The 24,541-nt window shown below is 41.6% G+C and carries 35 protein-coding genes and 1 pseudogene; 4 read left to right on the plus strand and 32 right to left on the minus strand.

What is annotated here, in order from left to right:
- Positions 1 to 17: 17 nt before the first annotated feature.
- The 28 genes and pseudogenes from GSR62_RS07610 to rpsJ all read right to left on the minus strand — a co-directional run bounded on the left by GSR62_RS07610 (position 18) and on the right by rpsJ (position 13,740).
- The gene (locus GSR62_RS07610; protein WP_010688171.1) at positions 18 to 962 is read right to left on the minus strand and encodes a DNA-directed RNA polymerase subunit alpha; all 945 of its coding nucleotides are present in this window, start codon (positions 960 to 962) and stop codon (positions 18 to 20) included.
- An 85-nt stretch (positions 963 to 1,047) separates the two neighbouring features.
- On the minus strand, positions 1,048 to 1,434 hold the full coding sequence (rpsK, locus tag GSR62_RS07615; protein ID WP_004050265.1) for a 30S ribosomal protein S11: 387 nt from the start codon (positions 1,432 to 1,434) through the stop codon (positions 1,048 to 1,050).
- A 33-nt stretch (positions 1,435 to 1,467) separates the two neighbouring features.
- Positions 1,468 to 1,833, minus strand: coding sequence for a 30S ribosomal protein S13 (gene rpsM, locus GSR62_RS07620; RefSeq protein WP_004050267.1), 366 nt, complete (start codon positions 1,831 to 1,833; stop codon positions 1,468 to 1,470).
- A gap of 25 nt (positions 1,834 to 1,858) precedes the next feature.
- Positions 1,859 to 1,972 (minus strand): 50S ribosomal protein L36, encoded by a 114-nt coding sequence (rpmJ, locus tag GSR62_RS07625; protein WP_003696792.1) that lies wholly within the window; start codon positions 1,970 to 1,972, stop codon positions 1,859 to 1,861.
- A 34-nt stretch (positions 1,973 to 2,006) separates the two neighbouring features.
- Positions 2,007 to 2,225 carry a translation initiation factor IF-1 gene (infA, locus tag GSR62_RS07630; protein ID WP_003689399.1) on the minus strand — a complete coding sequence of 73 codons (219 nt, stop codon included), beginning with the start codon at positions 2,223 to 2,225 and terminating at the stop codon, positions 2,007 to 2,009.
- A 217-nt stretch (positions 2,226 to 2,442) separates the two neighbouring features.
- A complete protein-coding gene (locus GSR62_RS07635) occupies positions 2,443 to 3,102 on the minus strand; it encodes an adenylate kinase (protein WP_010688172.1) in 660 nt (219 codons plus the stop codon).
- Positions 3,103 to 3,341: 239 nt separating this feature from the next.
- Positions 3,342 to 4,634 carry a preprotein translocase subunit SecY gene (gene secY, locus GSR62_RS07640; protein ID WP_010688173.1) on the minus strand — a complete coding sequence of 431 codons (1,293 nt, stop codon included), beginning with the start codon at positions 4,632 to 4,634 and terminating at the stop codon, positions 3,342 to 3,344.
- A 3-nt stretch (positions 4,635 to 4,637) separates the two neighbouring features.
- Complete coding sequence (gene rplO, locus GSR62_RS07645) at positions 4,638 to 5,072, minus strand: 50S ribosomal protein L15 (protein ID WP_004050280.1); 435 nt, start codon at positions 5,070 to 5,072, stop codon at positions 4,638 to 4,640.
- A gap of 35 nt (positions 5,073 to 5,107) precedes the next feature.
- Positions 5,108 to 5,290, minus strand: coding sequence for a 50S ribosomal protein L30 (gene rpmD, locus GSR62_RS07650; protein WP_004050281.1), 183 nt, complete (start codon positions 5,288 to 5,290; stop codon positions 5,108 to 5,110).
- Between the two features lie 16 nt (positions 5,291 to 5,306).
- The gene (gene rpsE, locus GSR62_RS07655) at positions 5,307 to 5,807 is read right to left on the minus strand and encodes a 30S ribosomal protein S5 (RefSeq protein ID WP_004050282.1); all 501 of its coding nucleotides are present in this window, start codon (positions 5,805 to 5,807) and stop codon (positions 5,307 to 5,309) included.
- A 21-nt stretch (positions 5,808 to 5,828) separates the two neighbouring features.
- Positions 5,829 to 6,194 carry a 50S ribosomal protein L18 gene (gene rplR, locus GSR62_RS07660; RefSeq protein ID WP_029507270.1) on the minus strand — a complete coding sequence of 122 codons (366 nt, stop codon included), beginning with the start codon at positions 6,192 to 6,194 and terminating at the stop codon, positions 5,829 to 5,831.
- A 37-nt stretch (positions 6,195 to 6,231) separates the two neighbouring features.
- Positions 6,232 to 6,768, minus strand: coding sequence for a 50S ribosomal protein L6 (gene rplF / locus GSR62_RS07665; RefSeq protein WP_066023537.1), 537 nt, complete (start codon positions 6,766 to 6,768; stop codon positions 6,232 to 6,234).
- A 31-nt stretch (positions 6,769 to 6,799) separates the two neighbouring features.
- Positions 6,800 to 7,198, minus strand: coding sequence for a 30S ribosomal protein S8 (rpsH, locus tag GSR62_RS07670; RefSeq protein ID WP_010688175.1), 399 nt, complete (start codon positions 7,196 to 7,198; stop codon positions 6,800 to 6,802).
- Between the two features lie 31 nt (positions 7,199 to 7,229).
- Positions 7,230 to 7,415, minus strand: coding sequence for a type Z 30S ribosomal protein S14 (locus GSR62_RS07675; protein WP_004050287.1), 186 nt, complete (start codon positions 7,413 to 7,415; stop codon positions 7,230 to 7,232).
- Between the two features lie 12 nt (positions 7,416 to 7,427).
- Positions 7,428 to 7,970, minus strand: a complete 543-nt coding sequence (gene rplE / locus GSR62_RS07680) for a 50S ribosomal protein L5 (RefSeq protein ID WP_004050289.1) — start codon at positions 7,968 to 7,970, stop codon at positions 7,428 to 7,430.
- 33 nt (positions 7,971 to 8,003) lie between these two features.
- Positions 8,004 to 8,216 (minus strand): annotated as a pseudogene (gene rplX, locus GSR62_RS07685) (50S ribosomal protein L24); the annotation flags it as partial.
- A 35-nt stretch (positions 8,217 to 8,251) separates the two neighbouring features.
- Positions 8,252 to 8,620 (minus strand): 50S ribosomal protein L14, encoded by a 369-nt coding sequence (gene rplN, locus GSR62_RS07690; protein ID WP_004050293.1) that lies wholly within the window; start codon positions 8,618 to 8,620, stop codon positions 8,252 to 8,254.
- Positions 8,621 to 8,684: 64 nt separating this feature from the next.
- Positions 8,685 to 8,951, minus strand: coding sequence for a 30S ribosomal protein S17 (gene rpsQ / locus GSR62_RS07695; RefSeq protein ID WP_010688176.1), 267 nt, complete (start codon positions 8,949 to 8,951; stop codon positions 8,685 to 8,687).
- 26 nt (positions 8,952 to 8,977) lie between these two features.
- Positions 8,978 to 9,172: a 50S ribosomal protein L29 gene (rpmC, locus tag GSR62_RS07700; protein ID WP_004050297.1), complete on the minus strand. Its 195-nt coding sequence runs from the start codon at positions 9,170 to 9,172 to the stop codon at positions 8,978 to 8,980.
- A complete protein-coding gene (gene rplP / locus GSR62_RS07705) occupies positions 9,162 to 9,593 on the minus strand; it encodes a 50S ribosomal protein L16 (RefSeq protein ID WP_004050298.1) in 432 nt (143 codons plus the stop codon). Before rplP ends, rpmC begins: the two co-directional genes overlap by 11 nt.
- 3 nt (positions 9,594 to 9,596) lie before the next feature.
- The gene (rpsC, locus tag GSR62_RS07710) at positions 9,597 to 10,253 is read right to left on the minus strand and encodes a 30S ribosomal protein S3 (RefSeq protein ID WP_004050300.1); all 657 of its coding nucleotides are present in this window, start codon (positions 10,251 to 10,253) and stop codon (positions 9,597 to 9,599) included.
- Between the two features lie 13 nt (positions 10,254 to 10,266).
- Positions 10,267 to 10,614: a 50S ribosomal protein L22 gene (gene rplV, locus GSR62_RS07715; RefSeq protein WP_004050311.1), complete on the minus strand. Its 348-nt coding sequence runs from the start codon at positions 10,612 to 10,614 to the stop codon at positions 10,267 to 10,269.
- 16 nt (positions 10,615 to 10,630) lie between these two features.
- Positions 10,631 to 10,912 (minus strand): 30S ribosomal protein S19, encoded by a 282-nt coding sequence (rpsS, locus tag GSR62_RS07720; RefSeq protein ID WP_004050313.1) that lies wholly within the window; start codon positions 10,910 to 10,912, stop codon positions 10,631 to 10,633.
- 53 nt (positions 10,913 to 10,965) lie between these two features.
- Positions 10,966 to 11,799: a 50S ribosomal protein L2 gene (rplB, locus tag GSR62_RS07725; RefSeq protein WP_010688177.1), complete on the minus strand. Its 834-nt coding sequence runs from the start codon at positions 11,797 to 11,799 to the stop codon at positions 10,966 to 10,968.
- Between the two features lie 31 nt (positions 11,800 to 11,830).
- Entirely contained in the window at positions 11,831 to 12,118 is a 288-nt protein-coding gene (gene rplW / locus GSR62_RS07730; RefSeq protein ID WP_004050317.1) for a 50S ribosomal protein L23, read from the minus strand.
- On the minus strand, positions 12,118 to 12,741 hold the full coding sequence (rplD, locus tag GSR62_RS07735; protein WP_010688178.1) for a 50S ribosomal protein L4: 624 nt from the start codon (positions 12,739 to 12,741) through the stop codon (positions 12,118 to 12,120). The genes rplW and rplD overlap by 1 nt, the downstream gene beginning before the upstream one ends.
- Before the next feature lie 25 nt (positions 12,742 to 12,766).
- Positions 12,767 to 13,390 (minus strand): 50S ribosomal protein L3, encoded by a 624-nt coding sequence (gene rplC / locus GSR62_RS07740; protein ID WP_004050322.1) that lies wholly within the window; start codon positions 13,388 to 13,390, stop codon positions 12,767 to 12,769.
- A 41-nt stretch (positions 13,391 to 13,431) separates the two neighbouring features.
- The gene (gene rpsJ, locus GSR62_RS07745; protein ID WP_004050324.1) at positions 13,432 to 13,740 is read right to left on the minus strand and encodes a 30S ribosomal protein S10; all 309 of its coding nucleotides are present in this window, start codon (positions 13,738 to 13,740) and stop codon (positions 13,432 to 13,434) included.
- Between the two features lie 301 nt (positions 13,741 to 14,041).
- Between rpsJ and GSR62_RS07750 the strand changes: the two genes are divergently transcribed.
- Positions 14,042 to 14,590, plus strand: coding sequence for a cysteine hydrolase family protein (locus GSR62_RS07750; RefSeq protein WP_010688179.1), 549 nt, complete (start codon positions 14,042 to 14,044; stop codon positions 14,588 to 14,590).
- Between the two features lie 151 nt (positions 14,591 to 14,741).
- Complete coding sequence (locus GSR62_RS07755) at positions 14,742 to 15,602, plus strand: patatin-like phospholipase family protein (protein ID WP_066023538.1); 861 nt, start codon at positions 14,742 to 14,744, stop codon at positions 15,600 to 15,602.
- 66 nt (positions 15,603 to 15,668) lie between these two features.
- Here the strand turns inward: GSR62_RS07755 and fusA are convergent, their stop codons facing one another.
- From fusA to rpsL, 3 genes are all read right to left on the minus strand, one after another.
- Positions 15,669 to 17,759 carry an elongation factor G gene (gene fusA / locus GSR62_RS07760; RefSeq protein WP_004050332.1) on the minus strand — a complete coding sequence of 697 codons (2,091 nt, stop codon included), beginning with the start codon at positions 17,757 to 17,759 and terminating at the stop codon, positions 15,669 to 15,671.
- A gap of 106 nt (positions 17,760 to 17,865) precedes the next feature.
- Entirely contained in the window at positions 17,866 to 18,336 is a 471-nt protein-coding gene (rpsG, locus tag GSR62_RS07765) for a 30S ribosomal protein S7 (RefSeq protein WP_004050334.1), read from the minus strand.
- Between the two features lie 68 nt (positions 18,337 to 18,404).
- Positions 18,405 to 18,818: a 30S ribosomal protein S12 gene (rpsL, locus tag GSR62_RS07770; protein ID WP_004050336.1), complete on the minus strand. Its 414-nt coding sequence runs from the start codon at positions 18,816 to 18,818 to the stop codon at positions 18,405 to 18,407.
- Between the two features lie 285 nt (positions 18,819 to 19,103).
- On the opposite strand from rpsL, the gene GSR62_RS07775 reads away from it, so the two are divergent.
- Together GSR62_RS07775 and rihC are read left to right on the plus strand one after the other, a co-directional pair.
- Positions 19,104 to 19,781: a prepilin peptidase gene (locus tag GSR62_RS07775; RefSeq protein WP_066023539.1), complete on the plus strand. Its 678-nt coding sequence runs from the start codon at positions 19,104 to 19,106 to the stop codon at positions 19,779 to 19,781.
- Positions 19,782 to 19,878: 97 nt separating this feature from the next.
- Positions 19,879 to 20,796 carry a ribonucleoside hydrolase RihC gene (gene rihC / locus GSR62_RS07780; RefSeq protein WP_066023540.1) on the plus strand — a complete coding sequence of 306 codons (918 nt, stop codon included), beginning with the start codon at positions 19,879 to 19,881 and terminating at the stop codon, positions 20,794 to 20,796.
- A 61-nt stretch (positions 20,797 to 20,857) separates the two neighbouring features.
- On the opposite strand, the gene rpoC is transcribed toward rihC, so the two are convergent.
- Positions 20,858 to 24,529, minus strand: a complete 3,672-nt coding sequence (gene rpoC / locus GSR62_RS07785; RefSeq protein ID WP_066023541.1) for a DNA-directed RNA polymerase subunit beta' — start codon at positions 24,527 to 24,529, stop codon at positions 20,858 to 20,860.
- Positions 24,530 to 24,541: the final 12 nt, after the last annotated feature.

Genomic DNA, 24,541 nt, shown 5'->3' on the forward strand with positions numbered 1-24,541 from the left:
CTCCCTTAAATTTTATATTAGTCATCATGACGTAATGACAAGCCAAGATCTGCCAATTTAGCCTTAACTTCTTCCAAGGACTTGCGACCAAGGTTACGTACCTTCATCATATCTGCTTCAGACTTGTTAGTTAAAGCTTGCACAGTGTTGATACCAGCACGCTTCAAGCAGTTGTATGAACGTACAGATAAGTCAAGTTCTTCGATTGTCATTTCAAGCATTTTTTCTTTATGTGTTTCTTCTTTTTCGACCATGATCTCAGCATTCTTAGCTTCATCTGTCAAATCAACAAATAATGTCAAATGCTCTGTTAAGATCTTAGCGGACAAGCTGATTGCTTCACTTGGTGTGATCGAGCCGTTTGTCCACACGTCTAACGTTAATTTATCATAATCATTTTTTTGACCAACACGTGTTTTTTCTACTTGGTAGTTGACACGTTCGATCGGGGTATAAATTGAGTCGATTGGTAAAACGCCAATAGGCATGTCTTCAGCCTTAGCTTTGTTTTCCGTTGCGGAAACATAGCCTCGACCCTTGTTAGCAGTCATTCGAGCATGGAACACAGCGCCATCAGCCACAGTACAAATATATTGATCTGGGTTGAGGATTTCTACATCACTGCTACCTTGAATGTCACCGGCAGTAACTTCTTTTGGCCCAACAACATCAAATTCCAAAGTTTGAGAATCTTCAGAATCAAGTTTAAGTGCGACTTTCTTTAAGTTCAAAATGATCGCTGTTACATCTTCTAAAACACCTTTTACAGTTGAGAATTCATGTAACACACCATCAATTTGAACATCAGTGATCGCCGCACCTGGTAAGGAAGAAAGTAAGATACGACGTAAGGAGTTACCTAAAGTTGTACCATAACCACGTTCAAGCGGTTCAACGACAAACTTGCCGTAATCTTGGCCTTCTTCGATTTTATGAATTTTTGGTTTTTCAAATTCGATCATTCTTATCTTTACCCCTTTCAAAACGTTACGTGTAATCTGGTTGAAAACATTATGAGTCTATCCTCAAAATGAATACTGATCCACATTAAACACGACGGCGTTTTGGAGGACGGCATCCGTTATGAGGAACTGGTGTAACATCCTTGATAGATGTAACTTCAAGACCTGTTGTTTGAAGCGCACGAATAGCAGCTTCACGACCAGAACCAGGACCTTTAACTGCAACTTCAACAGTCTTCATGCCATGATCCATTGCACCCTTAGCTGCTGCTTCAGCGGCCATTTGGGCAGCAAATGGAGTAGACTTACGGGAACCCTTGAAGCCTAAAGAACCTGCTGATGACCATGCTACGGCGTTACCATGAACGTCTGTGATCATAACAAGTGTGTTATTGAATGTTGAATGAATATGTGCAACACCGCTTTCGATATTCTTCTTTACACGGCGCTTACGAGACTTTTTAACTGCCATGAAATAGCTAACCTCCTTCTTAGATTATTTAAATTATTTCTTCTTACCTGCAATTGAAACTGCTGGGCCTTTACGTGTACGCGCATTGTTCTTCGTGTTTTGACCACGAACTGGTAAATGACGACGATGACGTAGACCACGGTAAGAGCCAATTTCGGAAAGACGCTTGATGTTTAAAGAAACTTCACGGCGAAGGTCACCTTCTACCTTGTAGTTATCAACAACAGCACGGATCTTGTCTTCTTGATCTGCTGTTAAATCGCGAACGCGAACGTCTTCTGAAACACCTGCTTCAGCTAAGATCTTCTTAGCTGTTGTATTACCGATTCCGTAAATATAAGTTAAGCCGATAACGATACGCTTGTCGCGTGGTAAATCGACACCTGCAATACGAGCCATTACAATTACACCTCCTGATTAATTATTATCCTTGACGTTGTTTGTGCTTTGGATTATCGCAAATAACCATAACGCGACCTTTGCGTTTGATAACTTTGCAATGTTCGCACATTGGTTTAACTGATGGTCTTACTTTCATGAATTATACCTCCTAAATATTTTTGAAGTACAATCTATTTAAAGCGATAGGTAATGCGACCCTTAGTCAAATCATAAGGGGACATTTCAACAGTAACCTTGTCTCCTGGTAAAATACGAATATAATGCATGCGGATCTTACCGGAAACGTGAGCTAAAATCTCATGTCCATTTTCAAGTTCAACTTTGAACATCGCATTTGGCAACGTTTCTTTGATCGTACCCTCAATTTCAATCACATCATCTTTCGCCACGCAAAAGTACCTCCTTAAATTGGTTTTAAAACTTTACACGTAAAAATGTGAGAAGCTTTTTATGGAGTCCCACCTTTTTCCGCAAGTTCTGTTTGCTCAAAATGGCAAACTGAGCCTATTGAAAAGATAAACCTGAATTATCATATCATAGTGCCAAGCTGGATGCAAGCACTATTTTAAAAAAATGACAATCCAGGTGTATCTTTTTTATTTGATTTTAGTTGATTTGATCTAAAACAGCCTTGATATCAGCAAAAACTTTATCGATATCTTGGTTACCATCAACTTCATGCAAGATACCTTGTTTCTTGTAGAAGTCTAATAATGGTGTGTTCATCTTGATATTAACATCAAGACGGTTCTTAACTGTTTCAGGTTTGTCATCTTCACGTTGATAGAATTCGTGTTCACCACAACGATCACAAGTACCTTCGACCTTAGTTGGGTTAAAGATCTTGTGGTAAGTTGCGCCACAGTTACGGCAGATATAACGGCCTGTCAAACGTTCCATCAAAGATTCTGGGTCAACATGAATGTTGATCACACAGTTCAATGGCTTGCCTAATTCAGCCCCGAATGTTTCCAAGGCTTCAGCTTGGGCCATGTTACGTGGGAAACCATCAAGCATGTAACCATCATTAACATCATCTTTAGCTAAACGTTCTTTAACGATACCGTTCGTTACTTCATCAGGGACAAGTTCACCCTTATCTATGTAACTCTTAGCTTCGATCCCCATTGGAGTATTGTTCTTCATTGCTGCACGGAAGATATCCCCCGTGGAAATGTGTGGAATGTGATATTGGTCCACGATCTTTTCAGCTTGGGTACCCTTGCCCGCACCTGGCAGACCCATCAACATAAGATTTAATGCCATTGTAAAATGCTCCTTTATACTTCAAGATTACGTTTTGAACTTTCCCGTTTTATATAACCACAAATACATCGTGATCACCAAGGTATGCTCCATACCCAGCTCGGTTTAAACGTCCATATTGATTATACCACTAAATAGCCGTAAAAATAAGGGCTTACCTGCGCTAAAATGCATTCATACTCTATATAAAAAACAACAAGCAAAGTTGAGCAACTTTGCTTGTTGTCAATGGCAGTTCATTATTTTCTGATAAAACCGATATATTCACGTTTCATCATCATACCGTTCAATTGACGCATTGTTTCAAGAGTTACCCCTACAACAATCAAAAGACTAGTACCACCTAGACCGATCGATTCATTCAAGCCCCAAACAGCCGAAGCTACTAATGGGATCAATGAAACGAGCCCTAGGAAAAGTGAACCTACTGAGCTCAAACGCATCAATAAGCTTGAAACATACTTTTGTGTTTCACGCCCTGGCCAAACAGAAGGAATATAGCTTCCTTGTTTTTGCAAGTTTTCAGCCAATTTTTCAGGGTTAACTTGCACAAAGGCATAGAAGAACGTGAAGACAACAATAAGCACTGTATACAAGATCATACCTGGTACAGTTTGCATATTGAACAATTTGCTCATAATGATGTACCAATTATCTTCCGAGTGATTTTGTGTAAATAACATCAAGATCGTTTGCGGAGTTGCGATAAATGAGCTAGCAAAGATAACTGGGATAACCCCAGCAACGTTCACTTTCAATGGTAAATATGAACTCTCTGAAGCACCTGCGAGGCGTCTTGTATATTGGATCGGAATCTTATAGTTAGCTTGTTGAACATAAGTTACGAATGTAACGATCGCCAAGATAGCTAATAATAAGATGACAATATATAAGATCGGTTGCCACAAGTCTGAGGCACCTTGGAATTCTTCAACAAATACCTGACGAATACCATCTGGAACACGGGCGATGATACCCGCCATAATGATCATTGAGATCCCATTACCGATACCACGATCAGTGATCATATCACCTAACCAAGTCGTAAACATCGTACCACCAGTCAAAATCAACCCGATACTGATGTATGTTTGTGGACTTGGATCTTTCACCAAGTTCAAACTACTCATATAGTTGAACCCAGCTGTAATCCCGATTGATTGTATAAACGCGAGCACAATGGTCAGATATCTAGTCCACTGATTTAACTTGCGCCGTCCGACTTCACCTTGTTTACTCCATTCAACAAATCGTGGAACAATGTCCATTTGTAATAACTGAACAACGATCTGAGCGGTAATATATGGAGAAACACCCATTGCTAAAATGGAATAGTTAGTCAAACCGCCACCGCTAAAAGTGTTCAAGATACTAATTAACCCTGAAGACGCAACACTATTCAATGCTTTAGCGTTGATCCCAGGGACAGTGATATACGTGCCTAAGCGAAATACAACCAAGACACCTAAGGTAAATAAGATTTTATTGCGAATCTCTTTTACAGCAAAGGCGTACTTTAGTGTCTTAAGCATGTATTACATCACCTCTGCTTGACCGCCTGCTGCTTCGATAGCTGCTTTAGCACTGGCAGAGAACTTATTAGCTTTAACAGTTAATTTCTTGTTCAATTCACCATTACCTAAAACTTTAACGCCATCTTTTTCATTCTTAACGATACCAGCTTCCACCATCAATGCTGGTGTTACTTCTGCACCGTCTTCGAATTTGTTTAAAGTTTCTAAGTTTACAATAGCATATTCCTTGCGGTTGATGTTATTGAAACCACGTTTTGGCATACGACGGAACAATGGCATTTGTCCACCTTCAAAGCCCAAACGTACTTTACTACGAGCCTTTTGACCTTTTTGGCCACGACCTGCAGTTTTACCGTTACCGGATGAAGTACCACGACCTACGCGGTTACGTACTTGGCGTGAGCCTTCAGCTGGCTTTAATTCATGTAATTTCATTAGGGTTGGCACCTCCTTATTTATCTAAATAATAATTATTTAGCCAATTCAACGTCCACTAAATGATTGATCTTGCGAATAGCACCGCGCATTGCAGCGTTGTCAGGAACGACAACAGAGCTGTTTACACGTCCAAGGCCTAAGCCCTTAACGATTTCGCGTTGATTTTGAGGACGTCCGATGACAGAACGAACTAAAGTAACTTTTAAGTTAGCCATGAATTTGTCCTCCTTATTACTCTGCTAAGTGTTGAACAGAAACGCCACGTAAAGCAGCAACTTCTTCAGCACTCTTCATGTTAGCTAAACCATCCATTGTTGCACGAACAACGTTGATTGGTGTGTTGGAGCCTAATGATTTACTTGTAACATCAGCAACTCCGGCGAGTTCCATAACGGCACGAACAGCACCGCCAGCAGCAACCCCAGAACCAGCTTCAGCTGGCTTAAGTAAAATACGACTACCGCTGTATTGACCGAGAACTTCGTGAGGAAGTGTTGTTCCGACCATTGGAACTTTAACTAAGTTCTTACGAGCAGCATCAACAGCCTTACGGATAGCTTCTGGAACTTCTTGAGCTTTACCTGTACCGAAGCCCACGTGGCCATTATGGTCACCGACGATTACTAAAGCAGCAAAGCGAAGACGACGTCCACCTTTAACAACTTTAGTGATGCGGTTGATCGCAACAACGCGATCTTCTAAATCTAATTGAGCTGGATCAATAAAAGTCATAAACGTTATTTCCTCCTTTTCCTAAAAGTCTAAGCCGTTTTCGCGAGCAGCTTCAGCCAAAGCTTGCACACGACCATGATAAAGGTATCCGCCACGGTCAAATACAACTTCTTTGATACCCTTGTCTGCAGCACGTTTAGCCACTAATTCACCAACAGCACTTGCTTGAGCTGTCTTTGTACCAGCGCTAACTTCACTGTCTAAAGTAGAGGCACTGACCAGCGTCACACCCGCTACGTCATCAATAACTTGAGCGTAGATGTTTTTGTTTGAACGATAAACATTTAAGCGTGGGCACTCAGCAGTACCAGAGATCTTACCACGAACACGTGTATGGCGCTTTTGACGCGTCTTATTCTTATCTGGTTTTGAAATCACTTTTTTCACCTCTTAGTTTTATTTAACAGCAGATCATGCTGCAAGATTATTTACCAGTCTTACCTTCCTTACGACGTACATATTCGCCAACGTAACGAATACCTTTGCCTTTGTAAGGTTCTGGTGCACGAGTTGCACGAATGCGAGCAGCGCAATCGCCAACGTCTTCTTTGTTAATACCAGAAACGATAATTGATGTAGCTGATGGAGTTTCAAATTTGATTCCATCTTCTTCTTCAAATTCAACAGGGTGAGAATAGCCCACGTTTAACACGAGCTTCTTACCTTGCATTTGAGCACGGTAACCAACACCACGAAGTTCAAGTTCTTTCTTGTAACCTTCTGTTACACCAACTACCATGTTGTGGAAGTTAGCACGGGTTGTACCATGCATTGCTTTAGCTTTTTTATCATCGCTTGAACGTTCAAATGTTGCAACGTTACCATCGATGTTGATCTTGATAAAATCAGAGAATTCACGAGTTAATTCACCCTTAGGACCTTTTACAGTCACAACGTTTCCGTCTTGTTTTACTTCAACGCCTTCAGGTAATTCAACTGCCTTATAACCAATACGACTCACGAGATGGACACCTCCTTTTGAACTTTATATATTACCAAACGTAAGCGACTACTTCGCCACCGATTTTCTTAGCGCGAGCATCTTTATCTGTCATAACACCTTCAGATGTTGACACGATAGCGATACCTAAACCGTTAAGAACCTTAGGCACTTCGTCAGCTTTAACGTATGAGCGTAAACCTGGTTTTGAGATACGACGGATACCAGAGATAACGCGTTCGTTGTTTTTACCGTATTTCAAGAATACACGGATGATACCTTGCTTGTCATCTTCGATGTATTCTACATCACGAACAAATCCTTCGTTCTTAAGGATTTCAGCGATGTTTTTCTTCATTTTTGAAGCAGGAACTTCTACAGATTCATGCTTGACCATGTTAGCATTACGAATACGTGTCAAGAAGTCTGCAATAGGATCTGTCATTGCCATGTTATTGCCTCCTTTTCCTTGTTAATATGGACTACCAGCTAGCCTTTTTCATGCCAGGGATTTGACCCTTATGAGCAAGTTCTCGCAGGCAAACACGGCATAACTTAAATTTACGATATACAGAATGAGGACGACCGCAACGTTCGCAACGTGTGTATTCTTGTGTTGAGAACTTAGCTGGGCGCTTATTCTTTGCTACTTGTGACTTTTTAGCCAATGTGAAACCCCCTTATTTAGCGAATGGCATTCCAAGTTGTGTCAAAAGTTCTTTGGATTCTTCGTCTGTGTTAGCAGTTGTAACGATAACGATATCCATACCACGAACCTTGTTAACATTATCAAAATCAATTTCAGGGAAGATCAATTGTTCGCGTACGCCCAATGTGTAGTTCCCGCGGCCATCAAATGCACGCTTGCTTACACCATGGAAGTCACGCACACGAGGCAATGAAACTGAAACTAATTTGTCCAAAAATTCGTACATACGTTGTCCACGTAAGGTAACCTTGGCACCGATTGCCATACCTTCACGTAAACGGAAGCCAGCGATAGATTTCTTAGCGCGGGTAATAACTGGTTTTTGACCAGAGATAAGCGTAAGTTCTTCCACAGCTTCATCCAAATTTTTAGCATTGCTTACAGCATCACCAACACCCATGTTGATAACGATCTTATCAACCTTAGGTGCTTGCATGATTGATGAGTAGTTGAATTTTTCCATCAAGGATGGAACGATTTCATTAGTATATTTTTCTTTTAAACGGTTAACCATGAAGAAAGTATCCTCCTTTCTCGACTATTCACTGATTTTTTTAACGTTAGAAACATGAATTGGTGCTTCCATTTCAACGATCCCACCGTTTGGGTTTGCGTTGTTAGGTTTTTGATGCTTCTTAACGATGTTTACACCTTTTACGATCACACGATCATTTGCTGGGAAAGCCTTGATAACAACGCCTTCTTTACCTTTGTCCTTACCAGCGATAACTTTAACTTTGTCATTGCTCTTGATGAACATTTTCTCTGCGCACCTCCTTGCCAAATAGACGGATATTATAATACTTCAGGTGCTAAGGAAACGATCTTCATGAAGTTTCCGTCACGTAATTCACGTGCAACAGGTCCGAAAATACGTGTACCCTTAGGTGACTTGTCATCACCGATGATAACAGCAGCATTTTCATCGAACTTGATGTATGAACCGTCAGCACGGTGTGCACCAGATTTTGTACGAACAACAACAGCCTTGACAACATCGCCTTTTTTGACAACGCCACCTGGTGTTGCTTGTTTAACAGTAGCAACAATAATGTCACCGATATTAGCAGTCTTCACACGGGAACCACCCAAAATCTTGATAACCAAGATTTCGCGGGCACCGGAGTTATCAGCGACTTTCAAACGACTCTCTTGTTGGATCACAGTATGTGACCTCCTTTCGCTATTAGATAGATCAGAATACGAATGCTTTGTTAGTTATCGAAAATTAGATAATAACTGCTTTTTCAACGATTTCTAATAAACGGAAACGTTTTGTAGCTGACAACGGACGTGTTTCCATGATCTTAACAATGTCGCCAACTTTTGCTTCATTGTTTTCGTCATGTGCCTTGTATTTCTTTGAATACTTAACACGTTTGCCGTAAACTTTATCGTTCACGTAAGTTTCAACAACAACAGTGATTGTTTTTTCCATTTTGTCAGAAACGACACGTCCTTGATAGACTTTGCGTTGGTTACGAGCTTCACTCATGCGCGATTAGCCTCCTTTTCGTATTCTTATTTGTTCAATTCTTGTTGACGCAACGCAGTCTTGATGCGTGCGATCGTTTTACGAACTTCTTTCAAGCGTGCGGTGTTTTCTAATTGACCGGTAGCTAATTGGAAGCGTAAGTTAAATAATTCTTCTTTGAATTGCTTTTCTTTTTCGAGCATTTCAGCAGTGGTTAATTCATTAATTTCATTAATCTTCATTTGATTCGCCACCTACCTCACGTTTTACAAACTTAGTCTTGACTGGGAGTTTGTGGGAAGCTAAACGCAATGCTTCACGAGCAACTTCTTCAGAAACACCACCAATTTCAAACATGACCTTGCCACGTTTTACAGGAGCTACCCAGCCTTCTGGAGCACCTTTACCGGAACCCATACGAACACCAATAGCCTTAGCTGTGTAAGACTTGTGAGGGAAAATCTTGATCCAAACTTTCCCACCACGCTTCATGTAACGAGTCATAGCAATACGAGCAGCTTCGATTTGACGGTTTGTGATCCAATGTGAATCAGTAGCTTGTAAACCGAATTCGCCGAATGTTACTTCCTTACCGCCTTTTGCTTCACCACGCATTTTACCGCGGAATTCACGACGGTGCTTTACACGTTTTGGTACTAACATAGACTATTTCCCTCCTTTACCGTTATTTTTCTTTGTTGGCAATACTTCACCACGGTAGATCCAAACTTTAACGCCCAATTGGCCGTATGTTGTTGTAGCTTCTACCCATGCGTAATCGATATCAGCACGCAATGTATGCAAAGGAACAGTACCTTCTGAGAATTGTTCGATACGGGACATATCAGCACCGTTCAAACGACCAGCAACTTGAACCTTGATACCTTTTGCGCCAGCACGCATTGTACGTTGGATAGCTTGTTTCATTGCACGACGGAAAGCAACACGGTTTTCCAATTGTTGAGCAATGCTTTCACCAACTAATTTTGCTTCTAAGTCAGGCTTCTTGATTTCCACAATGTTGATGTGTACTCGCTTGCCTGTCAAGTTGTTTAATTCTTTACGAAGCTTTTCAACTTCAGAACCGCCTTTACCGATGACCATACCTGGTTTTGCAGTATGGATAGAAATGTTAACACGCTTTGCAGCACGTTCGATTTCTACGGTAGAGACAGCAGCGTCGGCTAATTTCTTTTCGATGTATTCACGGATGTGTAAGTCTTCGTGTAAGTTGGAAGCAAAATCTTTTTCAGCATACCATTTTGCATCCCAGTCACGAATGATACCGACACGTAACCCGGTTGGATTTACTTTTTGACCCACGCGTTATCCCTCCTTATTTAACAGATACCACAACTGTAATGTGACTTGTACGCTTGTTGATTGGGGAAGCAGAACCCTTTGCACGAGGACGGAAACGCTTCAAGGTTGGTCCTTCGTTAACATAGGCTTCGCTTACATAAAGATCTTCAACATCTAAGTCAAAGTTGTTTTCTGCGTTTGCAACAGCAGATTTCAAAACTTTTTCGATTAAGTAAGCACCAGATCTTGGTGTGAACTTCAAGATACCGAATGCTTCAGCAACGTTCTTACCACGGATAAGATCGATCACAAGACGTGCTTTACGTGCAGGGATTCGAACTGTCTTGGCAGTTGCTTTTGCTGATGTTACTTGTTCAGCCATGATTTATCCTCCCTTATTATTTCTTGCCTGTCTTCTTATCGTCTGCGGCATGACCATGGAATGTACGTGTTGGCACGAATTCACCTAATTTATGGCCGACCATATCTTCTTGGATATAAACCGGCACATGCTTACGACCATCATATACTGCGATTGTGTAACCAATAAAGCTAGGGAAAATCGTGGAACGACGTGACCATGTCTTGATCACTGATTTCTTTTCTTGATCAGCTTGTGCTTCAACCTTTTTCATCAAGTGTTCGTCGACGAAAGGTCCTTTTTTCAAACTACGACTCAAAGTATGTCCTCCTTTCGGAACAATAATCGCATAAAATTTACGCGATTAGGAGATTATTTCTTTTTACGACTACGTACGATAAATTTGTTTGACTTAGCTTTCTTAGAGCGAGTCTTAAGACCTGTAGTCTTCTTACCCCATGGAGACATTGGAGATGGACGACCAACAGGAGCTTTACCTTCACCACCACCGTGTGGGTGATCGTTAGGGTTCATTACAGAACCACGGCTTTGTGGACGCTTGCCCAACCAACGGGAACGACCAGCTTTACCGATGTTGATAAGTTCGTGTTGTTCGTTACCAACAGCACCGATCGTAGCACGGCATGTAACTAAGATCATACGAACTTCACCAGAAGTCAAACGAACGATTGCGTATTTGCCTTCTTTACCAAGTAATTGAGCTGATGTACCAGCAGAACGAACCAATTGGCCACCCTTACCTGGTTTTAATTCGATGTTGTGGATAACTGTACCAACTGGAATGTTTTCCAATGGCAATGTGTTACCAACTTTGATATCAGCATCTTTACCGGATTGAATTTTTTGGCCAACTTCAAGGCCTTTTGGTGCAAGGATGTATGATTTAACACCATCAGCATAAACAACTAATGCGATGTTAGCAGAACGGTTTGGATCATACTCGATTGCTTTAACTGTTGCAGGAACATCGTCTTTAATACGTTTGAAGTCGATCAAACGGTATTGACGTTTGTGTCCACCACCACGGTGACGAACTGTGATATGACCGTAAGAGTTACGACCAGCTGTCTTACTCTTAGATGCAAGCAAGGACTTTTCTGGGGTTGTTTTTGTGATTTCAGCGAAATCTGAACCAGTCATATTACGACGACCGTTAGAGGTTGGTTTGAATTTTTTGATCCCCACTATATTTCCCTCCTATGATTAATTTAAAATTTTATTCTTCGTTGAATAATTGAATATCTTTTGATTCTGGTTTCAAAGTAACGATAGCTTTACGACGCTTACGTGTGTAGCCTTCGTAACGACCCATGCGTTTCTTTTTACCTTTAACGTTCATGATGTTAACTTTAGCAACTTCAACTTCAAAGATGTCTTCAACAGCATCTTTAACTTGTGTCTTGTTAGCACGTAAGTCAACTTCAAATGTGTAGCGTTTGTTGTCCATTTCATTCATAGAAGCTTCTGTGATGATAGGACGTAAGATTACATCGCGTGATTCCATTATGCAAGAACCTCCTCTACTTGAGAAAGAGCTCCTTTTGTGATGACCATCTTGTCGCTGTTTACGACGTCTAATACGTTCAAGCCTTTAGCTGGGATAACTGTTACGTTAGCCAAGTTGCGTGCAGCTAATGCAGCTTTTTCGTTGTCATCTTCAAGAACTACTAAAACTTTGGATTTAACATCTAAGTTGTTCAAAACTTCTGCAAATGCTTTTGTCTTTGGAGCGTCGAAGTTCAATGTTTCAACAACTACCAAGCTATTGTCCAATACCTTTTGAGAAAGGACGGAGCGGATAGCCAAGCGACGCACTTTACGTGGAAGCTTGTAAGCATATGAGCGAGGTGTAGGACCGAATACGGTACCACCACCAACCCATTGTGGTGAGCGGATAGAACCTTGACGAGCACGACCTGTACCCTTTTGACGCCATGGCTTACGACCACCACCGCGAACAGCACTTCTGTTCTTAACTGCGTGTGTACCTTGACGAAGTGATGCACGTTGCATGATCACAGCATCAAAAACAACACTTTCATTTGGTTCGATACCAAAAACTGCATCGTTCAATTGAACATCACCGTTTTGTGTACCGTCTTGATTAAATAATGCTACTGTAGGCATGTGTATTTTTCCTCCCTTCCTCTAATTATTTAACTGTACTCTTAATTGTAACGAATGACTTGTTAGCGCCTGGTACGTTACCCTTGATCAAAAGTACGCCGTTTTCTGTATCAGCTTTAACGATTTCCAAGTTTTGGATCGTAACTCGTTTGCCACCCATACGTCCTGGTAATAACTTACCTTTCATAACACGGTTGATGATAACACCCATCGAACCTGGTCGACGGTGGTAACGGGAACCGTGAGCCATTGGTCCACGACTTTGACCCCAACGTTTGATGTTACCTTGGAAACCATGTCCCTTGGACGTACCTGTTACGTCTACGATGTCGCCTGCTTCGAACAAGTCTGCCTTGATTTCGTCACCGACTTTGTATTCTCCAAGCTCAACATCGCGGATTTCACGAACGAAGCGCTTAGGAGCAGTATTTGCTTTTGCTGCATGACCCTTAGCAGGTTTGTTAGCATTCACTTCACGTTGGTCATCAAAACCTAATTGAACAGCTTCGTAACCGTCATTTTCAACAGTTTTAACTTGTAATACAACGTTAGAACCAACTTCAACAACTGTTACAGGAACTAATTCGCCGTTTTCAGTGAAGACTTGTGTCATACCTACTTTTTTGCCTAAGATTCCTTTAGTGGTCATGAGTACACCTCCAATTAATTTTTATAGTTTAATGTAATTTATTATAATTTGATTTCGATATCAACACCAGATGGTAAGTCAAGTTTCATCAATGAATCAACTGTCTTTGGTGTAGGATTTACGATATCGATCAAACGCTTATGTGTGCGCATTTCAAATTGTTCACGAGAATATTTGTATTTGTGTGGTGAACGAATAACCGTGTAAATTGTACGTTCCGTTGGCAACGGAATAGGACCGGAAATTTGAGCACCTGTTCTCTTAGCTGTTTCCACGATCTTGTCAGCGGATTGATCTAAAATGCGGTGTTCGTATGCTTTCAAACGAATACGAATTTTTTGTTTTGCCATTATGTTACCTCCCTCGTCTATTTTAAAAATAAGACTAGCTCCGTGAAAATTCCCGTCACGCCTGTGGCAAAGCTCCCGGGTGTGTCGCAACCTTTCACATCATAGCTCATTTAAAATATAAAACAACTGAATTATGCACTTGTCCCTTGCACAAGTACTTTTCTATATTATTACAAACAAAAACACAAATCAAGTATTTTTTTGAAAATATTTTTATGAAAGCGTTATTTGTGCTTTTACTTTACAACTAGATCACTTTTCTTCTATTATAATAAGAAAAATATATACGAGGTATCTCAACATGAAAAAAGCTCTACTCATTATCGACTACACTAACGACTTTATCGCCGACGACGGTACGCTTTCCTGCAAAGAGCCTGGCCAAGCTATCGAAGAGACTATCCTCAAATTAGCTGACACCTACCTAGCTAACGGTGATTATGTTATCTTACCGACCGACACCCATCAGTTAAACGATAAGTACCATCCTGAAAGTAAATTATTTCCCCCACATAATATAGAAGGAACTTGGGGACACCAACTTTACGGTAAGTTAGCAGAGTGGTACCAAAATAATCAAGCCAACGAATTAGTCTGGCAATACTCCAAAGATCGGTATTCCAGCTTCCAAAATACAGGCTTAGATAACTTTTTACGCACCCGCAAGATCGATACGCTCTGTTTAACTGGGGTCTGCACTGACATTTGCGTTCTGCATACTGCCGTGGACGCTTACGACCTAAACTACTCACTTGAGATCCCTAAAAATGCCGTGGCTAGTTTTGATCAAATCGGACACGAATGGGCTTTACGTCATTTTGAAAGTTCTTTAGGTGCAAAAGTATACTAATATAATAAAGTAGCATGCAGCCTAGATTTAAACTAGCAAGACATGCTACTTTATTTTTAAGCATTTAGTTTAAATTTTTCCTTTTACCTTGCACAAAAAACTTAAACTTCTTAAAATTAGGTTGTACCAAGAAGAGAGAAGGTCATTAATTATGTACTATAATGCAGCACTAGTGCTCGAAGGTGGTGCCATGCGTGGGCTCTACACTTCAGGTATCCTTGATGTTTTACTAAAAAAAGATATTCAATTTAAAACCGTGATTGGCGTTTCAGCTGGCTCTTTGAGTGGTGCTAATTACGTTTCCAAACAATATAAGCGAACTTACAACATCAATACGCAATACCGCGATGACAAAGAATACATCTCAATGGCTAATGTGCTCAAAAAAGAAAGCATCATCAACCTTGATTTCTTATTCGCAGATCACGGACCAACTTGGCATAACTTTGATGTTAAAGCATATGAACGCTCGGAAACTAATTTCGTGGTCGTAGCGACTGAATTGACAAGTGGCAAAGCCGTTACTTTCAATAAACCAAAACCAGGCAAACCATTTGTGAATGCTTTAGAAGCTTCATCTTCTATGCCTTTTATCTCCAAACCAGTCCAAACGGCTAAGGGATTATGTCTAGACGGCGGGATCGCTGATTCGATACCTTATGATCTAGCTCAACAAGCTGGTTTTGATAAGATCGTGGTCGTCAGAACTAGAATGCGCGATTACCGCAAAAAGCCAACTAGTTTTGCTCTTCAAAAGCTCTATCATCGTCATTTCAAAACTTATCCTAACTTTGTCAAAGCTGCGATCGCACGACCAGAAAATTACAATAAGTCGGTCAAAACTTTGAATCAATTGGAAAAAGATGATAAGATCTTTGTTTTAGCACCAGAAACACCTGTTAAAGTCGGCCGTTTAGAACATAACATCAAAAAACTCGATGAACTCTATCAAGTAGGAACTACCAATATGGAAAACAACTTCGATAAGATGATCGCTTACTTAGAAAGTTGATTTTATGTATCACAAAAAGACCGCTGGGATAACCCCAACGGCCTTTTCTTATACCATCAATTATGATTAAGCGTTGCCGCCGTTTTTCTTGATGATTTCTTCTTGGATAGCCTTTGGCACTGGTTCGTAGTGATCCATTGTCATTGTAAATGTACCACGACCTTGTGTTGCAGAACGTAATGTTGTTGCGTAACCGAACATTTCGGACAATGGAACAAATGCGTTAACAACTTGTGCGTTACCGCGAGCTTCCATACCTTCAACACGGCCACGACGAGCTGTCACGTGACCCATAACGTCACCCAAGTTATCTTCTGGAGCAACAACTTCAACCTTCATGATCGGTTCAAGAATTACAGCGCCAGCCTTGGATGCAGCGTTACGCAAGGAAAGTGATGCAGCAACCTTAAATGCAGCTTCAGAGGAGTCAACATCGTGGTAGCTACCATCATATAACTTAGCCTTAACGTCGATCAATGGATATCCAGCCAAGACACCATTTTGCATAGCTTCCTTCAAACCTTGTTCTACTGAAGGGATGTATTCACGAGGAACAACACCACCGACGATAGCATTTTCGAATTCGAAGCCTTTACCTTCTTCGTTTGGTGTAAATTCAATCCAAACGTCACCGTATTGACCTTTACCACCAGATTGACGAACGAACTTACCTTGTGATTGTACTTGTTTTGTGAATGTTTCACGGTAAGCAACTTGTGGTTCACCAACAGTAGCTTCAACGTGGAATTCACGCTTCATACGATCAACGATGATATCCAAGTGCAACTCACCCATACCAGCGATCAATGTTTCGCCTGTTTCAGGGTTTGTTTCAGCCTTGAATGTAGGATCTTCTTCAGCAAGTTTTTGTAAAGCAACGTCCATCTTATCTTGGTCAGCCTTGGATTTTGGTTCCACAGAAACTTGGATAACCGGTTCTGGGAATTCCATGGATTCAAGGATCAATGGGTGCTTAGGATCTGTCAAGGAGTCACCTGTTGTTGTGTCCTTCAAACCGATAGCAGCAGCGATATCACCGGAGAATACTTCAGAGATTTCGTTACGGTGGTTAGAGTGCATTTGCAACAAACGACCTACACGTTCACGCTTGCCCTTTGTAGCGTTCAAGACGTATGAACCAGCTTCCAAAGTACCTGTGTAAACACGGAAGAATGTCAAACGACCAACGAATGGGTCAGTTGCGATCTTAAATGCTAAACCAGCAAATGGCTTGTCATCATCAGCAACAAGTTCAACAACTTCGTCTGTATCTGGGTTTGTAGCGTTATATGGCTTAACATCTAATGGAGATGGTAAGTAATCATTAACACCATCAAGCATCATTTGAACACCTTTGTTCTTGAAGGCAGAACCAGCAAAAACAGGGTATACATCTAAGCTAAGTGTAGCTTGACGAATAGCTTTCTTGATTTCTTCTTTAGAAATTTCTTCCCCACCAAGGTATTTTTCCATGATGTCTTCATTAACATCAGCTAATGCTTCGATCATTTCTTCACGGCGAGTTTGTGCTTCTTCCAAGTATTCTTCTGGAACTGGAACTGTTTCCCAGCTAGCACCAGAAGCATCTTCATCGTAAAGGTCAGCTTGCATTTCAACCAAGTCGATAACACCTTCGAATTGATCTTCAGCACCGATAGGCATTTGAACTGGCAATGGGTTTGCTTGCAAACGGTCCTTGATCGTGCTTACAGAGTAGTCAAAGTTAGCACCAATCTTGTCCATCTTGTTGATGAATACGATACGTGGAACACCATATGTTGTAGCTTGACGCCATACGTTCTCTGTTTGTGGTTCTACACCAGATTGAGCATCCAAAACAACTACCGCACCGTCAAGAACACGTAATGAACGTTCTACTTCGACAGTAAAGTCAACGTGTCCTGGGGTGTCGATGATGTTGATACGGTTGTCTTTCCATTGCGCTGTTGTAGCAGCGGATGTGATCGTGATACCACGTTCTTGTTCTTGTTCCATCCAGTCCATTTGTGAAGCACCATCGTGTGTTTCACCGATTTTGTGGATCTTACCTGTGTAATACAAGATACGTTCGGTCGTTGTTGTCTTACCAGCATCGATGTGAGCAACGATCCCGATGTTACGTGTTTTTTCCAATGGGAATTCACGCTTGTTTGCCATTTGAGATTTCTCTCCTTCCAAAAATAAAGATAATAGTAGTTCTTTTTTCAAAAAAATGACTACTATAAGATTTACCTATCTAAATCATATAATAGTCATCCTAAAATTACCAGCGATAGTGTGCAAATGCGCGGTTGGCTTCTGCCATCTTGTGTGTATCTTCGCGCTTCTTAACTGATGCACCTGTATTGTTAGCAGCGTCCATAATTTCTTTAGCTAAGCGTTCTGGCATTGTGTGTTCCCCACGTAAACGTGAGTAGTTAACTAACCAACGCAAACCTAATGTTGTACGACGTTCTGGACGAACTTCGATCGGAACTTGGTAGTTAGAACCACCAACACGGCGAGCTTTAACTTCCAAAACAGGCATGATGTTCTTCATTGCTTCTTCGAACACTTCTAATGGATCGTTACCTGTTTGTTCCTTAATAATATCAAAAGATTCGTATAAAATTTTTGATGCAGTCCCGCGCTTACCGTCTAACATCAAACGGTTGATCAAGCGTGTAACCAATTTTGAGTTGTAAATTGGATCTGGGAGCACTTCGCGTTTTGCAACGGCACCTTTTCTTGGCATCTAAAATGACCTCCTCAAATTCTAGCTACTTCTTCGTAATTAAGTATTTTTTAGTTATTTATGTTTAATTATTTCTTAGGTTTCTTAGCACCATACTTGGAGCGACTTTGCATACGGCCGTCAACACCGGCTGTATCTAAAGCACCACGAACGATATGGTAACGAACCCCTGGTAAGTCTTTTACACGACCGCCACGGATAAGAACAACACTGTGTTCTTGCAAGTTGTGGCCGATACCTGGGATGTATGCTGTAACTTCGATCAAGTTAGACAAACGAACACGAGCATACTTACGTAAAGCAGAGTTAGGTTTCTTAGGTGTCATTGTACCGACACGAGTTGCAACCCCGCGTTTTTGAGGAGCAGGATTGTTTGTTTGTACTTTCTTGTAACTGTTATACCCAAAGTTTAAAGCTGGGGAATTAGATTTTGAACCTTTAGACTTACGGCCCTTACGAACTAATTGGTTAATTGTAGGCATATCTAAAGCTTCCTCCTTCCTTGTCTCATGTATTATTTTAAGTACACACATCCAGGAGTTTCTTTTTTATAAATAAAAAAATAACGTCCCGATGTACGTCGTTTAAATGTGTGCTAACTTGCTCACAGCCAGCACGATCTTGGGCTGATCCCAAGAGAACTGTTCACATAAAGCACCTTTTACAGATTAACACGTTTAAACAAGGGATGTCAAATAATATTTTCAAATTATGTGCAATTTTTTTCCAAGGTCTTGCGTATCTATAAAGTGAGGAGGAATCTTAACATGCTGATTACACTGATAATCATCTTAGGTTTATGTCTGGGGTCATTTGCGACCTGTCTGGCTTACCGCTCTAAATACCGCTGTTCATTGCTCTATCCGCATTCTTTTTGCGAAACGTGCCAACATAACTTGACGTGGTGGCAATTACTCTCCGTTTTAGGTTATGTTTTACAAAAAGGGCATTGTCATTTTTGCCACCAAAAGATCTCACCCTTAAGCACCTACATCGAATTAGGTTTTGGTCTATTACTGGGGAGTGTCTGCTATTTTTTGCCGTGGGAGATCTGGCCTAATTTCATTTTGACGAGTTTTTGGCTACTTTGCTTGAGCCTAGAAGATTGGCAAGATACGACTATTTCTCTTTACCTATTGATATTGGGTGCCATCTGCTTACTAACGCTTGCTCCCTTGCAGCTTTCCTTTACCCAAGTCGTTTTATTTGGTGTGCTCTTTTGGGCAAATTGGACTAAAAAGCTTGGCTATGGTGATACCTTTGTTATTTTAGTCCTAGGGATAACACTAGGTGATCAAACTTTAGCTAGTATTTTATTTATCGCCAGTCTGACCGCACTTATCTATGCCAAATATACAAAACAACATGCGTTTCCCTTTGTTCCTTTTTTGTCTGTGGGGTATCTTTTGAGCTTGCCTATTGCTTTAAATTGGGCTAAATTTTAAAAAAAATTAAGTCCAAGGGTCTATCTAAGCAAAATCAAGCGGTTTCAACTATAATTTATAGTGTATAATGATATTTTTATATAGAGGTGAATTATTTATGACACACAAAATTATTTTAGATACTGACCCAGGGATCGACGATGCAGTGATGATCTCAACTGCTTTGACCGACCCCAAGCTAGAAGTCGCTTTGATCACTACTGTTGCTGGTAATGTTACCGTTGATAAAACGACTAAAAATGCTTTGACACTAGTCGACTTTTTTAACAAAGATGTCCCTGTAGCAGCGGGCGCAACTGATCCATTGATCAAAAAATTCGAAGATGCGGCTCGGATCCACGGTGAAAGTGGTATGGCTGGCTATGACTTTCCTGAACCAACCAGTAAGCCGCTCGCTTTGCATGCTGTCCAAGCTTTACGTGAAACACTCATGAACAGCACTGAACCGATAACTTTGATCACTACTGGAGCGTATACCAACATCGCCCTGCTACTGCGTGAATATCCTGAAGTCAAATCTAAGATCAAGCAGATCATCGCAATGGGCGGCTCATTAGGTCGTGGCAATATGACTAGTGCTGCTGAATTCAATATCTTTACTGACCCGCATGCAGCTCAGATCATATACAACTCTCAGCTCCCGATTGTTATGGTTGGCTTAGATGTTACACTTGCTGGCCGGATCAGTGATGAGACGACAGATAAACTCAAACAGTTTGGGCGTGCTGGTCAAATGCTCCACGATATCATTGGACATGACTTTGACCATGATGAAAATGGAACGGCGATCCACGATCTACAGACGCTCTTTTATCTCGAACATCCAGAAGCTTTTGAGACTAAAGATTACTGGGTCGATATCGTCACAGAAGGACCTGCAGTAGGTGAGACCGTGGCTGATATCCGTGGTGCCTATCATGATGGTAAGACTAACGCTAAAGTCTGTGTGGGGATCGACACTGCTGCCTTTAATCAATGGTTATTAGAAAAGGTCAGCCAAAACATGCAAAATTAAACCAAACAAAAAAGCATCTCGCATTTTTTTGCGAGATGCTTTTTTAGTATATCAGCGATGCTTAGTTTTCATCATCTGCTTTAACAGCAGCCATCGCTTCTTTTGCTTCAAGTGATTTTTCCACGTCGGAGATCGAGTAAACACTGTCAGAAGCAGTACCTACTTCTTCAGGAACAATGTCACGGTACTTCTTCATACCTGTACCAGCAGGGATGATCTTACCAATGATAACATTTTCCTTCAAACCGATCAATGGATCGTTCTTACCACGGATAGCAGCATCAGTTAGGACACGTGTTGTTTCTTGGAAGGAAGCAGCAGATAAGAAACTGTTTGTTTCCAAGGAAGCCTTGGTGATACCAAGAAGGACAGGACGTGCTGTTGCTGGGATACCGCCGTTGATCAAAGTATCAACGTTGTTATCCTTAAAGTCGTTGATATCCATCAATGTACCTGGCAACATGTTTGTGTCACCTGGATCCATGATACGAACTTTACGCAACATTTGACGTGCCATAACTTCAACGTGCTTATCAGAAATTTCTACCCCTTGCATACGGTAAACCTTTTGAACTTCACGCAAGATGTAGTTTTCAGTTGATAAGACGTCACGCACTTTGATCAATTCCTTAGGATCGATCGAACCTACTGTCAAGGCTTCACCACGGTGAACATAGTCGCCTTCTTTTACCTTCAAGACAGAAGTAAATGGTAAGGAGTATGTTCTGGTATCTGTTTCACCTTGAACTGTAACTTCTTTTGTACGTTCAGCTGGGTTTTCTTCAACTGATTGGATGACACCCGTAACTTCTGTGATCGTTGCACGACCCTTAGGATTACGAGCTTCGAAGATTTCTTGCACACGAGGAAGACCTTGTGTGATATCGTCTCCGGCAACCCCACCGGTATGGAAAGTACGCATCGTAAGCTGAGTACCAGGTTCACCGATAGATTGAGCAGCCACAGTACCAACTGCTTCACCCACTTCAACTTCATCCCCCGTAGCCATGTTACGGCCGTAGCAGTGTTCACAAACACCATGACGTGTGTTACATGTGAAGGCGGATCGGATCGTGACCATTTCAACACCAGCATCAACAACTTGTTGTGCCATTGTTTCATCGATCATAACATCAGCTGGAACGATAACTTCGCCTGTTTCTGGATGTTTAACAGCCTTCATCGTGTAACGACCTAAGATACGATCGTATAATGGTTCGATCATTTCGTTACCTTCACGGATAGCTGTCACATCTAAACCACGGTCAGTACCACAGTCTGTTTCACGAATGATAACATCTTGGGCAACGTCTACTAAACGACGGGTCAAGTAACCGGAGTCGGCTGTCTTAAGCGCCGTATCGGTCATACCTTTACGAGCACCGTGAGTGGAAATAAACATTTCCATCACAGAAAGACCTTCACGGAAGTTCGCAATAACTGGAAGTTCCATTGTCTTACCGTTAGGAGCAGCCATCAAACCACGCATACCAGCAAGCTGCGTAAAGTTAGAGATGTTACCACGAGCACCGGAATCACTCATCATTTGGATAGGGTTAGATGGATCCATCTTTTCAACTAGCTTAGCTTGGATATCATCTTTAGCCTTGTTCCAAATAGCGATAACACGGTTGTAACGTTCGTCTTCTGTGATCAAACCACGACGGAATTGCTTAGCAACTGTCGCAACTTCTTTATGAGCACGTTCAACGATCTCTGGTTTTTCATCAAGATCAGTAACGTCAGCGATACCCACTGTCAAACCAGATTTAGTTGATTCGTAGTAACCTAAGTCTTTCATGCGGTCCAAAAGTTCTGCTGTAGCAGTAACTTTGTAGTCTTTGTAGACTTGAGCGATGATATCTGATAAGAAACCAGACTTGAATGGTGCTACAAGATCAGCTTCAGCCAAGTATTCATGAATATCTTGACCTGGTTCTAAGAAATACTTATCTGGTGTCTTGCCAGACAAGTTCTCTGCAGTTGGTTCGTTAAGGTATGGGAAATCTTCTGGTAAGATCTCGTTAAAGATCGCTTTACCAGCTGTTGTCACCAAGATCCGGTCTTTTTGCCAGTCTGTAAATGGTGTTCCCTTAGCAGCCAAGGAAGATGCTTGCAAACCAATACGTGTGTGCAAGTGCACGTAGTTGTTTTGGTAAGCTGTGCGAACTTCGTTGACGTCTTTGAAGATCATACCTTCACCTTCACGATCTTTTTCTTCGATCGTAATGTAGTAGTTACCGATCGTCATATCTTGAGATGGTGAGATGATCGGCTTACCATCTTTAGGTGCCAAGATGTGGTGAGCAGCAAGCATGAGCAAGCGTGCTTCTGCTTGAGCTTCATCAGATAATGGCACGTGGATAGCCATTTGGTCCCCGTCAAAGTCGGCGTTGTAAGCTTCACAGGCAAGTGGATGCAAGCGCATAGCTTTACCATCAACTAAGGTAGGTTCAAAGGCTTGGATACCCAAACGGTGCAATGTAGGGGCGCGGTTGAGCAAGACTGGGTGTTCTTTGATAACATCTTCTAAAACGTCCCAGATATCATCGTCACGACGATCGATCTTACGTTTAGCATTCTTGATGTTAGAAGCCATACCACGCTTAGTCAATTCACGCATCATGAATGGTTTGAACAATTCCAAAGCCATTTCATGCGGGATACCCATTTGGTTAAGTTTCAACTTAGGACCAACGTCGATAACTGAACGACCAGAGTAGTCAACACGCTTACCTAACAAGTTTTGACGGAAGCGACCTTGCTTACCTTTAAGCATGTGAGATAAGGACTTCAATGGACGGTTACCAGGACCTGTTACCGGACGACCACGACGACCGTTATCGATCAAAGCATCAACAGCTTCTTGCAACATCCGCTTTTCGTTTTGCACGATGATGCCAGGTGCATTCAAGTCGAGCAAGCGTTTCAAACGGTTGTTACGGTTGATAACACGGCGGTATAAGTCGTTCAAGTCACTTGTTGCAAAACGGCCACCTTCAAGTTGGACCATTGGACGTAGATCTGGTGGAATAACAGGAATTGCATCCATTACCATCCAGTCAGCATGGTTGCCGGAATTCAAGAAGGCTTCCAAGATATCCAAACGGCGAACGGCACGTGTCCGTTTTTGACCCGTTGCTTCTTTTAATTCTTCTTTTAATTCAGCACATTCTCTTTCTAGATCTACATCGCGTAAAAGTGTCCGGATAGCTTCGGCACCCATTGCTGCTTTAAAGCCATCACCGTATTCTTCACGTTTTTCACGATATTCACGTTCAGTTAAGAGTTGCTTTCTTTCTAAAGGCGTGTCCCCACCATCAGTAACTACATAAGATGCAAAGTAGATGATCTCTTCAAGGGCACGAGGGCTCATGTCAAGCACAAGACCCATTCGGCTAGGGATACCTTTGAAATACCAGATATGTGTTACAGGGGCAGCAAGTTCGATGTGACCCATACGTTCACGACGAACTTTTGCACGTGTGACTTCAACGCCACAGCGGTCACACACAACGCCCTTATAGCTAACTTTCTTGTATTTTCCACAGGCACATTCCCAGTCTTTTGTAGGTCCGAAAATCCGTTCATCAAACAGACCGTCTTTTTCTGGTTTCAACGTACGATAGTTGATCGTTTCTGGCTTCTTGACTTCACCATAAGACCAGCTTCTGATCTTATCGGATGAAGCAAGGCCGATTTGCATGCTATCGAATTTATTGACATCGATCAAAGGACCGACCTC

Origin of the sequence: Ligilactobacillus animalis, assembly GCF_009933595.1 — a bacterium.
GTDB lineage: Bacteria > Bacillota > Bacilli > Lactobacillales > Lactobacillaceae > Ligilactobacillus > Ligilactobacillus animalis.